The 15202-nt window shown below is 65.2% G+C and carries 19 protein-coding genes and 1 tRNA gene; 8 read left to right on the top strand and 12 right to left on the bottom strand.

Features of this window, described 5'->3' with window-relative positions; all coding sequences use genetic code 11:
- Positions 1-14: 14 nt before the first annotated feature.
- Entirely contained in the window at positions 15-656 is a 642-nt protein-coding gene (pdxH, locus tag HNO51_RS10555) for a pyridoxamine 5'-phosphate oxidase (protein ID WP_197447324.1), read from the top strand.
- 50 nt (positions 657-706) lie between these two features.
- Here the strand turns inward: pdxH and HNO51_RS10550 are convergent, their stop codons facing one another.
- Positions 707-3454 carry a bifunctional acetate--CoA ligase family protein/GNAT family N-acetyltransferase gene (locus tag HNO51_RS10550; protein ID WP_209537406.1) on the bottom strand — a complete coding sequence of 916 codons (2748 nt, stop codon included), beginning with the start codon at positions 3452-3454 and terminating at the stop codon, positions 707-709.
- Between the two features lie 108 nt (positions 3455-3562).
- Here HNO51_RS10550 and HNO51_RS10545 point away from each other — a divergent pair, with 108 nt between their 5' ends.
- The 5 genes from HNO51_RS10545 (at position 3563) to HNO51_RS10525 (ending at position 7345) form a co-directional block, all read left to right on the top strand.
- Positions 3563-4498 (top strand): histone deacetylase family protein, encoded by a 936-nt coding sequence (locus HNO51_RS10545; RefSeq protein ID WP_197447322.1) that lies wholly within the window; start codon positions 3563-3565, stop codon positions 4496-4498.
- Positions 4499-4608: 110 nt separating this feature from the next.
- Entirely contained in the window at positions 4609-5241 is a 633-nt protein-coding gene (locus tag HNO51_RS10540) for a helix-turn-helix domain-containing protein (RefSeq protein WP_209537405.1), read from the top strand.
- Positions 5242-5305: 64 nt separating this feature from the next.
- Positions 5306-5626 carry a DUF1244 domain-containing protein gene (locus tag HNO51_RS10535; RefSeq protein WP_197447320.1) on the top strand — a complete coding sequence of 107 codons (321 nt, stop codon included), beginning with the start codon at positions 5306-5308 and terminating at the stop codon, positions 5624-5626.
- On the top strand, positions 5623-6144 hold the full coding sequence (gene moaB / locus HNO51_RS10530; protein ID WP_197447319.1) for a molybdenum cofactor biosynthesis protein B: 522 nt from the start codon (positions 5623-5625) through the stop codon (positions 6142-6144). The genes HNO51_RS10535 and moaB overlap by 4 nt, the downstream gene beginning before the upstream one ends.
- Positions 6137-7345, top strand: coding sequence for a molybdopterin molybdotransferase MoeA (locus HNO51_RS10525; protein WP_209537404.1), 1209 nt, complete (start codon positions 6137-6139; stop codon positions 7343-7345). Before moaB ends, HNO51_RS10525 begins: the two co-directional genes overlap by 8 nt.
- Here HNO51_RS10525 and HNO51_RS10520 read toward each other — a convergent pair.
- The 7 genes from HNO51_RS10520 to HNO51_RS10490 form a co-directional block, all read right to left on the bottom strand.
- On the bottom strand, positions 7332-7922 hold the full coding sequence (locus HNO51_RS10520; protein ID WP_197447317.1) for an acyl carrier protein phosphodiesterase: 591 nt from the start codon (positions 7920-7922) through the stop codon (positions 7332-7334). The genes HNO51_RS10525 and HNO51_RS10520 overlap by 14 nt on opposite strands.
- Positions 7923-7932: 10 nt before the next feature.
- Entirely contained in the window at positions 7933-8286 is a 354-nt protein-coding gene (locus HNO51_RS10515; protein ID WP_197447316.1) for a TusE/DsrC/DsvC family sulfur relay protein, read from the bottom strand.
- A complete protein-coding gene (tusB, locus tag HNO51_RS10510; protein WP_197447315.1) occupies positions 8286-8576 on the bottom strand; it encodes a sulfurtransferase complex subunit TusB in 291 nt (96 codons plus the stop codon). Before tusB ends, HNO51_RS10515 begins: the two co-directional genes overlap by 1 nt.
- Positions 8577-8604: 28 nt before the next feature.
- Positions 8605-8982 (bottom strand): sulfurtransferase complex subunit TusC, encoded by a 378-nt coding sequence (gene tusC, locus HNO51_RS10505; RefSeq protein WP_197447314.1) that lies wholly within the window; start codon positions 8980-8982, stop codon positions 8605-8607.
- A 12-nt stretch (positions 8983-8994) separates the two neighbouring features.
- Positions 8995-9387, bottom strand: a complete 393-nt coding sequence (gene tusD, locus HNO51_RS10500) for a sulfurtransferase complex subunit TusD (protein ID WP_197447313.1) — start codon at positions 9385-9387, stop codon at positions 8995-8997.
- 70 nt (positions 9388-9457) lie between these two features.
- On the bottom strand, positions 9458-10126 hold the full coding sequence (locus tag HNO51_RS10495; RefSeq protein WP_197447312.1) for a Bax inhibitor-1/YccA family protein: 669 nt from the start codon (positions 10124-10126) through the stop codon (positions 9458-9460).
- Positions 10127-10235: 109 nt separating this feature from the next.
- Positions 10236-10661 (bottom strand): NUDIX hydrolase, encoded by a 426-nt coding sequence (locus HNO51_RS10490; protein ID WP_209537403.1) that lies wholly within the window; start codon positions 10659-10661, stop codon positions 10236-10238.
- Positions 10662-10759: 98 nt separating this feature from the next.
- Here HNO51_RS10490 and HNO51_RS10485 point away from each other — a divergent pair.
- Positions 10760-10849: transfer RNA gene (locus tag HNO51_RS10485), tRNA-Ser, on the top strand.
- 172 nt (positions 10850-11021) lie between these two features.
- Positions 11022-12506 carry a sodium:proton antiporter NhaD gene (gene nhaD / locus HNO51_RS10480; RefSeq protein ID WP_209537402.1) on the top strand — a complete coding sequence of 495 codons (1485 nt, stop codon included), beginning with the start codon at positions 11022-11024 and terminating at the stop codon, positions 12504-12506.
- Between the two features lie 55 nt (positions 12507-12561).
- On the opposite strand, the gene HNO51_RS10475 is transcribed toward nhaD, so the two are convergent.
- The 4 genes from HNO51_RS10475 to HNO51_RS10465 form a co-directional block, all read right to left on the bottom strand.
- Positions 12562-12822, bottom strand: a complete 261-nt coding sequence (locus HNO51_RS10475) for a hypothetical protein (protein ID WP_197447309.1) — start codon at positions 12820-12822, stop codon at positions 12562-12564.
- Between the two features lie 119 nt (positions 12823-12941).
- Positions 12942-13028: a small membrane protein YohP gene (locus tag HNO51_RS21315; protein ID WP_442345781.1), complete on the bottom strand. Its 87-nt coding sequence runs from the start codon at positions 13026-13028 to the stop codon at positions 12942-12944.
- Positions 13029-13058: 30 nt separating this feature from the next.
- A complete protein-coding gene (locus HNO51_RS10470; protein ID WP_209537401.1) occupies positions 13059-13265 on the bottom strand; it encodes a DUF2795 domain-containing protein in 207 nt (68 codons plus the stop codon).
- Positions 13266-13408: 143 nt separating this feature from the next.
- Positions 13409-15115 carry a potassium/proton antiporter gene (locus HNO51_RS10465; RefSeq protein WP_197447307.1) on the bottom strand — a complete coding sequence of 569 codons (1707 nt, stop codon included), beginning with the start codon at positions 15113-15115 and terminating at the stop codon, positions 13409-13411.
- Positions 15116-15202 lie beyond the last annotated feature (87 nt).

The raw sequence follows: 15202 nt of genomic DNA, 5'->3' as shown, positions 1-15202 counted from the left end.
ACGAGGAGTACGCCATGACACGCAACATCGCCGACATACGGCGCGACTACGAGGGTGGCAGGCTCGAGGAAGGCATGGTGCCCGCGGCGCCCATGGTACTGTTCGATGAGTGGTTGACGCTGGCACTGGAAGTCGAGGGTGAGGATGGCAACGTGATGACGCTGGCTACCGTCGACAGCCAGGGGCTACCTCACGCGCGCATCGTGCTGATCAAGGGCTACGATGAGCGTGGCGTGGTGTTCTACACCAACTACCACAGTCACAAGGGCAGCGAGCTGAGCAACGTGCCGCATGCCGCGCTGGTGTTCTGGTGGCCTTCCCTGGGGCGGCAGGTGCGCATCGAAGGTCGTGTCGAACTGGTTTCCGACGAGGAGTCGGACGCCTACTTCAACAGTCGCCCCCGTGCCAGCCAGCTCGGCGCCTGGGTGGCGACCCAGAGCGTGGTGATCCCCGACCGGCACTGGATCGAGGAGCGTCAACACCGCTTCGAGCAGGCCTACGAGGGGCAGGAGATCCCGCGCCCCGTGCATTGGGGCGGCTACCGTGTGGTGCCCGACATGATCGAGTTCTGGCAGGGGCAGCCGAGCCGGCTTCACGATCGCATTCGCTACGAGTATCGGGACGAGAGCTGGCACTCCTTCCGCCTGGCGCCCTGAGGTCCCGCCCCAACGGCAGGCGCCGACGCTGAGGTCGGCGCCGAATGGCGTCAGTCCGGCAGGCTTTCCAGCCGGTGCCGCTGCCATTCGCTCTCCGGCTCGTTGAGGCGCAGTACCGCATCCACGACTTGCTCTTCCATGTTGTAGCGGCAACGGAAGCCGAGATGCTTCATCAGCGCTCGCATGGGGTGGTTGTCGACCATGATCTTGCCGATCATCTCCAGCGTACCCACGCTCTTGCAGTAGGCGATCATCTTCTTCATCAGCAGGCTGCCGAGCCCCTGCCCGGCCATATCGTCACGCACGATGATGGAGAATTCGGTGCGGATGTTGTCGGGGTCGTTCCACACCCGTACCACGCCGAGCATCTCCTTGCCGCCATCCTCCTTCTGGTGCTCGGCGATGAAGGCCATCTGGCGGTCATAGTTGATGTGCGACAGCATCGACAGGTCGCGCTGGCTGAGGTCGGACTTGTTGTGGAAGTAGCGGAAGCGAATGCTCTCCTCCGACAGCTGGCTGTGAAAGCTGGTGATCAGCGGGGCGTCCTCGGCGCGGATGGGGCGCACCTCGACGCGCATGCCGTTGTTAAGCGTCACCCACTCCCGCAGCTCCTCCGGGTACGGCATGATGGCGAAGCGTGCCGGGGGGCCGAGGTCGAGGGCGAAATCCACCGCCAGCATGCCGTCGCGATTGAGCAGCAGGGGGTTGAGCTCCAGCCCGCGCAGCTCGAGCAGGTCCGACGCCATCTGCGACAGCTTGACCAGTAGCTGGCACAGCCGCTGGAGGTCGCGCTCGGGTTCACCGGAGTGTTCGCGAATAAGCCTCGCAGCATGGGTTCGCCCCACCACGTCGGCGGCGAGGGTCATGTTGAGCGGCGGTAGCGCGACCTGCCGGTCGGCCAGGATATTGACCTTGTAGCCACCGATGCCGAACACGATCAGCGGCCCGAACACCGGATCGCGGGTGATGCCGGCGCAGAGCTGCATCGACTGCTTGCCGCGTTGCATGGGCTGCAGGCAGTACTCGCGTATCTTCACCGGGGGGAATTTCTCGTGCACCTTCTCGCCCAGCCGGGTGAGGCCCTCGGCGACCTGGCTCGGCTCATGGAGGTCCTGCAGCAGCCCCGCCGAGATGCGGTGCGGATGCTTGCGATAGCGAAACGGGCGGCAGTTGCCATCGTGAATCACCTTCAACGCCCAGGGACCCTCGAGTTCCTCGGCTGCCGCCGCGGCTTCCTCGGGCGTGTGCACGTAGCGGCTGGGGGCCACGGGGATGCCGTAGGCCTCGAGCACCTGGGCGGTCTCGGCGTGGGACAGGGTCTCGCGCCCCTCTGCCCTGGCCTGCTCGATCAGGGTATGGCAACGGGCGCGAATGTCCGTGGTGGTGCTGAATGGCAGGCTCGGTGGCGTCTCCTGCAGCAGCGCCTGGACGCGCTGGTAATCGACCATGTGCATGAACGCCTTGACCGCTTTTTCCGGCGAGACATAGGTGGGGATGCCCGCCATGCTGCATTCGTGGCGGGCATAGAGGGCGCCCTCCAGCCCCATCCAACTGGTCAGCAGGTTGCGCCTGAAGCGCTTGCGATTGGCGATGAGTGCCTGGGCGGTGGTCTTTGACGGGGCCAGCCGCGTGGGAGCGTGTACCACCAGTACGGCGTCCACGCCGGGGTCCGCGGCGACGATCTCCAGCGCCGCGACGAAGCGCTCCGGCGTGGCATCGCCCCCCAGGTCCACCGGGTTCTCGCCGGGCTTGCTCATGTCGAACTCACCCTCGCGCAGCGCTTGGCGCGTCTCCGCGCTGAAGCTCGCCAGGGCGCCTCCCGCGCTGATCAGCTTGTCGATGGCCAGCATGGCCGGTCCCAGCCCGTTGGAGACGATGGCCAGGCGATCGCCCTTGAGCGGGCGCATCTGCGACAGGGTCATCAGCGCATCGAACAGTTCGTCGGAATCGTTGACCCGCACCACGCCGGCGCGCGAGAAGGCGGCTTCGAAGACCACGTCGCGATTGGCGATGCCCGGGGTCGGCGGCATGCCGGAGAGATCGGACTGCGGCGTTCGGCCGCTCTTGATCGCCAGCACCAGGCGATGGCGCGAGGCATCGCGCAGCGCGGTCATGAAATGCAGGGAATCCTGGATGCGCTCCAGGTGGAGCAGGATGGCCTGGGTCGGCGCGTACTGGTTGATGTAGTCGATCAGATCGGGAAGCATCACGTCGACGCTGTCGCCCACCGTGATCAGGTGCGAGAAACCGATGCCGCGGCCTGCCGCCCAGTCGATCATGGCGTTGCCGAGCATGCCCGATTGCCCGAGGTAGGCGACCTTGCCCGGCTTTACCGGCTGGCTGGAGTAGGAGGCGTTGATGCGTCGGCCCGGCACGATCAGTCCCATGCACTCCGGCCCCAGCACGCGGATACCCGATTCGCGCGCCGCCGACAGCATGCGCTCGCGGATCGAGCCGCGGCCTTCCTCCGGGTCGTCGAGATGTGCGCCGCCGGAGAGCACCAGGGCCGCCTTCACGCCGATCCGCCCCAGCCGGGAGATCACCCTGGGCAGGGTCGCCGCGGGCGTGCAGACCACGGCAAGATCGGGCGTTTCGGGCAGCTCGCTCACCCGCGAGACGCACGGCCGGTCGAAAACCGTCTCGTAGCCCTTGCGGTTGACGGCCCACACTGCCCCGGGGAAGCCGGCCTCCTGCAGGTTGCGAATCACGATGCCGCCGATGGAGTGGGGCTTTTCCGAGGCGCCAATGACCGCGATGGTACGAGGTTCGAAGAAGTGGCGCAGGAATCGGGTGCTCAAGACGTCACCTCAGCAGAGCAGTGGATGCCTCCTTGTGTACGACTTATTGACACTGTTGTGCAAGGGCTTGCGCGCATTAAGGTGACTTCAGTCACTCTGGAGTTCCATATGATCACGGCGTTCATCTCGCACCCGGACTGCGACCTTCACCATATGGGCCCGGAGCACCCCGAAAGCCCCCTGCGCCTCGAGGCCATCCGCGCCCGTCTGGCCCTCAGCGGCCTGCTGCAGCAGACCATGCAATCGGAGGCGCGACCCGCCAGCGAAGAGGAACTCGCCCGGGTGCATCCGCTGCGTCACCTCCAAGCGCTCGACAAGTGTGTTCCCGAGTCGGGCATCGTCAGCCTGGACGGTGACACGCTGATGAATCCGGACAGCCTGGACGCCGCCCGCGTGGCCGCGGGCGCGGTGATCCGCGGCGTCGACCAGGTCTATCGCGGCCAGGCCGACAACGTGTTCTGTGCCGTGCGCCCCCCCGGCCACCACGCCGAGGCCACCGATGCCATGGGCTTCTGCTTCTACAACAACGTCGCCGTCGGCGCGGCTCACGCCCGCGCCCGCTACGGGGCGCGGCGCATTGCGATCCTCGACTTCGATGTGCACCAGTGCAACGGCACCATCGATATCTTCAAGGACGACCCGGATGTCCTGATCTGCTCCAGCTTCCAGTTCCCCTTCTACCCCTGGCGCTACCTGCGCAGCGAGTGGCAGAACGTGGTGAACACGCCGCTGGAGGCCGGCACCGGCAGCGCCGCCTTCCGCCGCGCGATCGAGGACGACTGGTTGCCGGCGTTGCACGCCTTCAAGCCCGAGCTGGTGCTGGTTTCGGCCGGCTTCGACGCGCATCGCGACGACCCCTTGGCGGAATTGTGCCTGGAGGACGAGGATTACTACTGGGTCACTCGCCTGGCCCTGGATGTCGCCGCGCTGTATGCCGAGGGGCGCCTGGTGTCGGTGCTCGAGGGCGGCTACGACCTGGATTCGCTGGGGCGCAGCGCCGAGGCCCACCTCAAGGCCCTGCTAGGCTTGCCCTTCGAGACCTGAGCCGCCCGGCTGTGTCGGGAACGCGCATGGGGGTGGCGCCATGCGACCGGTGCAAGCGGAACATCTGTGGTACGCTTCGGGAAACTCTGTTTCCGATAGTGAACTCATTCATGCCCGCCAACACCGACCAGCAGGCCGCGCTACGCATCGCCTCGGGACGCAAACCCTTCGTCGAACCGTTGCGCCTCGGCGAACGACTCAAGGAAATCCGCCTGGCCAACCAGTGGACCCTGGAGGACGTCAGCCAGCGCACCGGCCTGGCCCGCTCCACCCTGTCCAAGATCGAGAACGACCAGATCTCGCCGACGTTCACCGCCGTACAGAAACTGATCAACGGCCTGGGCATCGACCTGCCGCAGTTGCTCACGCCGCCCAAGGTGCAGCCGCGCACCATGGGGCGCCGCGATCTGACCCGACAGGGCGAAGGGCAGCGCCACCCGACGCCTACCTACGAGCACGAGCTGCTCAGCTGCGAGCTGGCCCAGAAGCGCATGATTCCGTTCAAGACCATCGTCCGCGCACGCAGCTTCGACGAGTTCAGCGAGTGGGTGCGCCATGACGGCGAGGAGTTTCTGATGGTGCTGGAGGGCGAGATCCAGCTCTACACCGAGTTCTACGAGCCGCTGCTGCTGTCGCGCGGCGACAGCATCTACTTCGACAGCGACATGGGCCATGCACTGGTCTCGGTCAGCGACGACGATGCGGTGGTGCTCTCGGTCTGCACCCGCGGCGATACGACCTGAGCGGTAGACGTCAGGCCCGCCGCCATTTGTTATCCTGAGGCGACCTGAACCAGGAGCCAACGTCATGCAGCATCTCGACGACGCCACACGCACCCAGCTGGAGGCGGCCGCCTTCCGTCGCCTGCTCCAGCATCTGGATGCCAACAAGGACGTGCAGAACATCGACCTGATGATTCTCGCCGACTTCTGCCGCAACTGTCTTTCCAAGTGGCTGGTGGCCGCCGCCGACGAACAGGGCGCCGAGCTCGACTATGAGGCCGCGCGCGAGTACGTCTACGGCATGCCCTACGCCGAGTGGAAGGTGAAGTACCAGCAGGAGGCCACGCCGGAGCAGCAGGCCGCCTTCGAGGCGCGTCAGGCCCGCAAGCGGGAACCCCGGTCATGAGCGAGGCGATGATCCCGCTCAGCATCGCGGTTCTGACCATCTCCGATACCCGCGACTTCAACAGCGACCGCAGTGGCGCCCTGCTCGCCGAGCGGCTCGCCGAGGCCGGGCATCGCCTGGCCGACCGCCGCATCGTCATCGACGACGTCTACCGCATTCGTGCCGTGGTCTCCGAGTGGATCGCAGACCCTGGGATCCAGGTGATCCTCACCACCGGCGGGACCGGCTTCACCGGCCGCGACTCCACGCCCGAAGCGGTGGCGGTACTGCTCGACAAGCGCATCGAGGGCTTCGGCGAGCAGTTCCGCCAGCTCTCCTGGCAGGAGATCGGCAGCTCGACCATCCAGAGCCGCTGTCTCGGTGGCCTGGCCAACGCCACCGCGATCTTCTGCCTGCCGGGCTCGAGCGGCGCCTGTCGCACGGCCTGGGATGGGCTGCTGCTCGAACAGCTCGACAGCCGCCACAAGCCGTGCAACTTCGCCAACCTGGTCATCCCCGAACGAGGCCAGCATGTCTGAGCTACAGTCCGTCGAGGCGGCGCTTGCCGCCCTGTTGAAGGAGGTCTCCCCCGTCGAGGCGGAGACCGTTTCCTGCGAACTGGCCGGGCGTCGCGTGCTGGCCGAAGAGGTCATCGCCCGCCTCGACGTGCCACCGTTCGACAACAGCGCCATGGACGGCTATGCCCTGCACCACGAGGACGCCGGCAAGCGGTTGCCCATCGCCCAGCGCATCGCCGCGGGAAGCGAGCCGCAGCCGCTGGAGCGGGGCAGCTGCGCACGCATCTTCACCGGCGCCCCGCTCCCCCCCGGCGCCGACTGCGTGGTGATGCAGGAGAAGGTCGAATTCGCTGGTGACGTCGTGGCGATACCAGGCCAGGTGCCTGCGAACAATAACGTGCGCCACCGCGGCAGCGACGTCGCCGCCGGCGCGGTGCTGCTCGAGGCCGGCCATCGCCTGGATGCCGCCGCGCTGGGGCATCTGGCGAGCCAAGGCATCGTCGAGGTCGCGGTACGCCGTCGCCCCCGCGTCGCCCTGCTCGCCAGCGGCGACGAGATCGTCGAGCCGGGCCGGCCGCTTCTCCCGGGTCAGATCTACAACAGCAACCGCCCCATGCTGAAGGAGCTGCTGGAAAGTTTCGGCGCCGAGGTCACCTTCATTGCCTCGATGCCCGACGATGCCGCCGGCACCCGCGCCATGCTGGCACTGGCTGCCGAGCAGGTCGATGTGGTGGTGAGCACCGGTGGTGTTAGCGTCGGCGAGGAAGACCACGTCAAGTCCGCCATCGAGGCGATCGGTCGGCTCGACCTGTGGCGCCTGGCGCTCAAGCCCGGCAAGCCGCTGGCACTGGGCAGGCTTGCCGCCAGCGACGGGCGCGAGGTGCGCTTCGTTGGCCTGCCCGGCAATCCCGTCTCCGGTTTCGTCGCCGCCTGGCTCTTCCTGCGCCCCTTGATGGGCGCCCTGCTCGACTGCCCCGGCCTTGCCAGTCTGCCCAGGCTCAGCGCACGCGCCGACTTTGCCACTCGCACTGGGCCACGGCGGCACTACATGCGGGTCAGCCTGGACATGAGCGAGCACGGCATCACGGCCCATGCCTTCGCGGATCAGGGCTCGGCGGTGCTCTCCTCCTGTGTGAGAGCCGATGCGCTGGCCGCGATCCCGGCCGATTCACGTATCGAAGTGGGCGACACGGTCGAGTGCCTGTGGCTTAGGGGCGGCTGAGGCGTTCGCTGCCGGGGGCTACTTCGAGCGCCATCGCCACTGCCGGCCACAGCCGGCGGAAGTCGTACTCCAGGGCGACGTAGTCCTCCTCCAACCAGGGCACCAGTGCCGCCAGGCGGTTCGGGCCGGAGAGGCGCTGGCCGATCCCGCGCACCGCATCGCAGGTAAAGGCGAAGTCGGCGTAGCGGTGCAGCCAGTCCTGGGCGACCAGGGCCGGAATCATCCGCTCCAGGCGCGCCGGCGCAGGTCGGTGACTCAGCACCCGGTAGCTGCGCTGGACCAGGCGAGACGGCCGCTGATCCAGCGCGAGTTCCTGTGCCACGAAATGGTCCCACACCAGATCGAGGGCGATCCCTGCGTAGCGCCGATACTCTGGGGGCGCACGTCGGCGGGCCGCGAGCACCACCGGGTGCGCGTCGACGAAGGCGTCGACGCGACGGTGGTGGCGAATACCGTTGGCCACTTCGGCGGGCCAGGCGGTGAGGTCGCGGCCCTTCACGCCGTCGGCGATCAGGTTGCCGTAGAGGAAGTCGTCGCTGCCGCCGCGGGCAAGCCAGGCATGGGCCAGGAAGTTCATGTTGCTGCCGTCAGAGACAGTTGGCGGGCTTCGGCAGCCCGGCAAGGCGTGCAGCCACCTTGGCGGGGCTGTCGGGAAAGAGTTTCATCAGGTGCAACGAGCGCCCCTTCTCCGGTCCCAGCGACTGGTTCACCGCCTTGACCAGCGGGCGCATGGCCGGCGCTGCTTCATAGCGCTCATAGAAGCGGCGCAGCACCTCGATCACCTCCCAGTGCTCCGTCGTCAGCTCGCGCCCCTCCTCGGCGGCCAGGGCTTCGGCCACGGCCGGGGTCCAGGCCGAGAGGTCGACAAGATAGCCCTCGGGGTCGAGGGCGATGCGCTCGTCGCCGACCTGCAGGTAACGATCGATCTCGGAGGAAGCCATCAGAACCAGCTCACTGTCTTGTCGGCCTCTTCGGTCAGGGTGACGAAGCCATCCACGTCGACGACCTGGACGCTGGCATCGCACTGGCCCTCGAGACCGCGCGCGCTGAGATCCTCGCGCAGCGCGAAAAGGCGCCCGTCGATCGCCTGGAAGTGGCGAACCTGCGCCGTCATGGCGCCCAGCACGCCGTCCTCGATCAGCAGCAGTCGATCCGTGCCCCCCATCGCAGCGAGCGCGTCGCGGTAGACCAGGCTCGAACTGGGCGGTCGATTGAGAATATGCAGGATCATGGGCGTCCTCGTTCCGGCGTCAAGGTCATCAGAATGTCAGGACCAGCCGATGCCCGGCAATCATTGGCGGGAGCGAGCCGGCGTCGACTGCCGTGGCAGGGAGCTGCAGATCCTGCTGGGCAAGCCCGAAGCGCTCGAGCGCCTCCGGATCGAAGTGGACCGACTCGATATCGTACATGGCCAGCATATCGAGGGTCGCTGCAGTGCCCTTCTGGCCGAGCGGGCCGCCCTGCTGCCCCTTGGCCAGGGCCAGCACGCCGTCGCCCTGGAACAGCAGGGTTACCGACTGACCGAAGGCGGCGGCCACCAGCGCGGCGTCGAGGCCTTCGCGCAGCCAACTGCTGCCATGCGGTGCATGCCGCAGGATGACCAGCACGTCTCCGGTGACCGGGGGGCATGTTGGCATCGTTGGTTCTCCTCAGGGGGCGAAGGTCACCAGCCGGTCGACCGAGTGCCCCAGATCGACCAGTTGGCCAAGCCCCGTCAGCTCGAAGGGAGGTTCGACGCTGTGCCCCGACTTGCCATGCCGATCGGCTTCGCGCGAATCGAGCAGCCCGCGGCGCAAGGCGGCGGCGATACAGACCTGTAGCCGGGTAGCGTGCTCGGCATGGAGTGAGCACCAGGCATCGTGAAGATGCGGTTCGTCCTGGGGCGGTGCGGCAAGGCGAGAGGCATTGTAGACCCCATCATGGTAGAAGAAGACGCTTTCCACCCGATGTCCTCTGGCGATCAGCGCCATGGCAAAACGTAGCGCAGAGTGGGATGCCTGGCTGCTGTAGGGCGCTCCCTCGACGAGTAGACCATAGCGCATGGGCTGTTCCTGTCTTCGTAAACACGCAGGCCCCGCAGTGGCGGGGCCTGGCAACCGTTGACCGCTGGCTTCAGTCGTTGCTCATGATGCCGAGCAGAGACAGCAGGCTGACGAAGAGGTTGTAGATCGAGACGTACAGGGTGATGGTGGCGAGGATGTAATTGGTCTCGCCGGCGCGATGTACGATTTCGCTGGTCTGGAAGAGGATGGCGGCCGAGGCGAACAGCACGAAGCCAGCCGACACCATCAGCATCAGGGTGGGGATTTGAAAGACCAGGCCCGCCACCATGGCCAGGATCAGCACGATGGCACCGGCCATCAGGAAGTTGCCCAGGAAACTGAAATCCTTCTTCGTGATCAGCGCCACCGCGGAGAGACCGATGAAAGTCAACCCGGTCATGGCCAGGGCGTTCATGATCAGCGCGGCCCCGTTGGGCAGCGCCAGGTAGGCACTGAGAATCGGGCCGAGGGTAAAGCCCATGAAGCCGGTGAAGGCGAAGGTCGCCAGCAGGCCGGCGGCCGAGTTGGCGGTCTTGTGCACCAGGAACATCAAGCCGTATGCGCCGATGAAGAAGACCAGGATGTTCATCCGCTCGACGCCCATGGCCATGGCGGCACCCGCTGTGATGGCGGAGAACAGCAGCGTCATCGCCAGCAGCGCATAGGTATTGCGCAGCACTTTGCTGGCACTGACGGCCTGCGACGAGTGCTGGGCCACATGTGTGTCGTGATAGGCCATTGATCCAGAGCTCCCTGTGATTGATCTTGGTTGATCTCTGCAGTGGACCAAGGATGCCGTTGCTTGGTTCCCGACGCAAGTCCTTAGTTCTGCAAGACTCAACGCCTCTTCATCGAAACTCCGCGACTGTCAGCAGCTCGAGCGCGATCTGGCGTGCGCTGGCGCACAGTTCGGCATCCTCACTGAGCTGTACCGCATCCAGCCAGCGGGCATCGCTCGCGTCGTCACCTGCCATCGCGCGCCCTCCCGTCCAGCGGCATTCCACTACCACGATGACGAAGTGGCTGAGCAAGCGACCCGCCTCATCGCACTGGATCTGATCGATGGCGGTCAGCACGCGCTGCGCTTCGGCGTCGACACCGGTCTCCTCGCGCAACTCGCGCACGGCGGCCTCGAACAGCGTCTCGCCCGGCTCGACGCGCCCTCCCGGCAGCGCGAGCATATCGGCATTGGGAGGGTGACGCCGGCGAACCATCAACACCTTGCCCCGATCCACCACGGCTGCCGCAACCGCCGGGGCTGGCCTCACCTTCATCGTGTCATCTCCGGCCACCTTCGCCCTCCCCTCGATGCACTTTGCTGAATCCCACTTGACCTTATGAACGTAACTGGTAATATTCGCCCCCGTGAGCCGGAGGGATGGCAGAGCGGTTGAATGCACCGGTCTTGAAAACCGGCAAGGGTTAACGCCCTTCCAGGGTTCGAATCCCTGTCCCTCCGCCACCTTGATTCTTTAAAAAACCCCTGCCGAGTCAGGGGTTTTTTATTGACTAATGTCTAGTCCCAAACCCCCTCTACCCCTTCCGGATAACTGTTGCACCGCAACAGGGCATGATAAAATTCAGGCGCTTTTTTCACCTCTCCCTGAAAACCTTAACAAACAGGATTACCCTCCATGCCAACTGGTTGCTGTTCACAAACCAGGCTACGGAAATCGCTCCGTTGGCCGAGTGCCCTATTGCTTGCTTTCGGCATCCTGCTGTTCAGCCCTGCCGCTCTGGCGGTGACTGGCAGCCTTGATCTGACCGATTCGACCGTCGGTTATGTGGCTGTCGCCATCTTCGTGCTCGCCTATGCGCTGGTGATGGGCGAAGAAAAATTGCACATGCGCAAGTCCAAGCCGGTGCTGGTGGCTGCCGGTCTGATCTGGGTCATGATCGGCTGGGTCTACGTGCAGTCTGGCATGCCCACCGAGGCCGAGCACGCCTTTCGCGAGACGCTGCTCGAATTCGCCGAGCTGATGCTGTTCCTGCTGGTGGCGATGACCTACATCAATGCCATGGACGAGCGGCGCGTCTTCGATGCCCTGCGCTCCTGGATGATTCGCAAGGGGTTCAGCTACAAGCAGCTGTTCTGGCTGACCGGCTCCCTCTCCTTCATCATCTCGCCCATCGCCGACAACCTCACGACGGCCATGCTGATGTGTGCTGTCGTCACCAAAGTGGCCGAGGGTGACAAGCGCTTCATCAACCTGGCCTGCATCAACATCGTCGTGGCCGCCAATGCCGGCGGTGCCTTCAGCCCCTTCGGCGATATCACCACCCTGATGGTCTGGCAGGCGGGAATTGTCCAGTTCTACGAATTCTTCACCTTGCTGGTGCCTTCGCTGGTGAATTTCCTCATCCCGGCCGTGCTGATGACCTTCTTCATCAACAACCGCAAGCCGGAAGGCGTCTATGAGGATGTCTGGCTCAAGCGTGGCGCGCGCCGCATCATTCTGCTGTTCCTGCTGACCATCACGACCGCCGTGGCCTGCCATACCCTGCTGCACCTGCCGCCGGTGCTGGGGATGATGACCGGTCTTGGCTACCTGCAGTTCTTCGGTTACTTCCTGCGCATGACGCTGCCGCGTTCGCTGGAGAAGAAGCGCATCCGCTATACCCGTCGCGGTGACGAGCGCAAGCTGCGTCAGTTGGGCAGCGTGGTTCCCTTCGATGTCTTCAACCGCGTGGCACGCGCGGAGTGGGATACCCTGCTGTTCTTCTACGGCGTGGTAGTCGCCGTCGGCGGTCTCGGCTTCCTGGGCTATCTCGGCCTGCTTTCCGAGGCGCTCTACGCGGGCTGGGACGCCACCTGGGCCAATATCGTGCTGGGTGTGGTTTCCGCCGTGGTCGACAACATCCCGGTGATGTTTGCCGTGCTCACCATGGAGCCCGACATGTCGCACGGACATTGGCTGCTGATCACCCTGACGGCCGGTGTCGGCGGCAGCCTGCTGTCGATCGGCTCCGCCGCCGGCGTCGCGCTGATGGGCCAGGCGCGCGGCAGCTATACCTTCATTGGGCACTTGCGCTGGGCACCCGCCATTGCAGTGGGCTATGCCGCCAGCGTGGCCGCCCACCTCTGGCTCAACGCGGCGAGTTTTGCCATCTCCGGTTGAAGGTCCCACGCCTTATCCATGCGCCCGGCTTCGGCCGGGCGCTTTGCTTGGCCGCTCATCTGCCCAGCATCACCACGCCGGCCGGGGCGAAGAAGATGACATAGCCGATGACCATTCCCACGCTTGCGCCCTGCCGGCTGTGGATACGTCCCAGTAGCGCGCCGAAGAAGGCCAGCAGCGTCGGCACCAGCATGCCGCCAAAGGCCAGGAAAAGGTCATGGTTGGCATCGGGGGGCCAGCCCAGGATCACGAACAGGAAGGTGCCGATCGCGTGACCTGCTACCAGCACGAACCACTGTCGATGCGAAAGCAACATCGCAAGCTCCCGTCAACTTCTTTTAGCGTACCCACATACTAGCGAAGGGAGGCAGGTTCTTGCGAAGAGTGCAGGCTTGCCGTACCAGGGCAGCGGCGCTGCCCTGGCAATGAGTGACGTCAGAAGATGAGCATCAGCAGGCCAATGACCACGGCCAGCCCGATGAGAAAGATAATGCCGACGGTACTTGCCAGAAACTTGAGCATGCCGCTCTCCTTGCGGGAGTGAAGTGCGCCTTATTCGACCTCACCGACGCCCTTGGTGACATCGGCCATGCTCTCGTATTCCTGTTCCGGCAAACGCCGAACGACCTCCAAGACCTCGTCCTCCGCGCCATTGGCCTGGGCCTGAGCGATCAGGTCATCGCGCCGGGCGGGAAAATCCACGCCCTGCAGATGGTGCGTGATGTTGGCAGGTGAGCGACCTCCGAGTCCTCGAGTCATGACTACCTCCGTCAAATCCTGTTGAACGTGATGGTATCGAGGAAGATAGCTGCCCTCGACGGGGGCGACAAGCGAGGCGGCCGACACCGCTCCCTGCCAGGCTGCAGGACAATCGCGGTGTCATCAGGCTGCACGGCGGGCAGTCAATAGAGGCGCAGGCCGACGCGAGTCACACGGTTGCCGTCCATCTCGCTGATGACCCAATGAATGCCATGCCAGTCGATGTCGTCGCCCACTACGGGGTGGCCGCCCACGCGCAGTGAAACGAACTCGGCGAGCGTCATCTCGCTCTCCCCGGGGCTGAGGGTCAGGCCGTAGACACCGGCGATGTCCTTCATCAACGCATCGCCGTCGAAGGTGAAGGTGCCGAAGAAGGCGCGCTCGCGCTTGAGCTTGGCATCCCCACTGAAGAGCCGATTGAGGGCCGGCAGATCCTCGCTGCGCCCGATGACGCAGATGACGTCGCCGGGCTTGAGTCGGGTGCTGCCCTTGGGATGCAGCATGGCATGCTGACGGAAGAGTGCCGAGATCACCGCGCCGGAGGGGAAGCGCAGCAGGCGAATGGGGACATCGTCGAGGTCCTGGTTGTCCACCTTATAGACGAACATCTCGTAGTCGTTCTCGGGCAGGATCCCTAGCGGTCCACGGTGGTCCGGGGTGACTCCCAGGGGAACCTCCACCTTCGTCCAGCGCGCCATCAACGGCAAGGTTCCGCCCTGGATCAACAGCGACAACAGCACCACGGCGAATGCGACGTTGAAATAGAGCGCGGCATTCTCCACCCCGCCGATGACGGGGAAGATGGCGAGCACGATGGGGACCGCCCCGCGCAATCCCACCCACGAGATGAAGCCGATCTCACGCCAGCGAAAGCGGAAGAAGGGCTTCACCGTGAGCAGCACCGCCAGCGGTCGGGCGACGAAGATCAAGGCCAGGGCCACCAGCGCGGCCGGCAAGGCGAACTCGAGCAGCCCGGATGGATTGACCAGCAGGCCCAGGATCAAGAACAGGCCGATCTGGCTCAGCCATGCCAGGCCGTCATGTACGGGAAGGATGAAGTTGAGGTGACGCCCCGGCTGGTTACCGATCATCAGCCCGGTCAGGTAGATCGCCAGGAAGCCGCTTCCGCCGAGAAAACTGGTGGCACCGAAGACACAGAAGCCCAGGCCCAGGGCCAGCAGCGAGTACAGCCCGGGGGCGAGATCGAGCCAACGCAGTAACTTGGCGCTCAGCCAGCCGCCGCCCAGGCCGATCAACGTGGCGAGACCGAACTGCAGCACCATGAACATCGCGGTCTCGAGCGGGCCGCGGATGTCGCCCACCAACAGTTCGACCAGCAGCAGGGTCAGGAAGATGGCCATCGGATCGTTGGTGCCGGATTCGATCTCGAGCGTGGCACTGACGCGCTCGTTGAGATGGACGCCACGCCCGCTGAGCATCGAGAACACCGCCGCGGCGTCCGTCGAGCCGACGATGGCTCCCACCAGCAGCCCCTGGACCAGGGTGAGGTCGAACACCCACATGGCGAATACCCCCACCACGCCGCTGGTGACGAACACGCCGAGTGTGGCCAGCGACAGCGCGGGCTTGAAGCCGACACGAAAGGTCTTGAGGCGGGTGCGCAGCCCGCCATCCAGCAGGATCATGGCCAACGCAAGGTGACCAATCAGAAACGCCAGCGAGTAGTCGTCGAACTGGATGCCAAGGATCCCCTCCTCGCCCGCCAGCATCCCCAGGCCCAGGAAGATCAACAGCAAGGGCAGCCCCACCATGGAAGAGATACGACTGGCCACGACGCTGAGGGCGATCAGAAAACCGGAAAGCAGGAAAAGCGTATTGATGGTGTCCATGCATGACCTCGAGCCGGGATGCCCCATTATGCCACGAGTGCCCAGGCGGGGCAGGCGCTGCCTCGGCTAGCCATGACTGGCACGACA

It is taken from the genome of Billgrantia sulfidoxydans (genome assembly GCF_017868775.1).
Lineage (GTDB): Bacteria > Pseudomonadota > Gammaproteobacteria > Pseudomonadales > Halomonadaceae > Halomonas > Halomonas sulfidoxydans.
The sequence above is the reverse complement of the archived record's forward strand: the minus strand, read 5'-3'. Positions and strand labels throughout refer to the sequence as shown.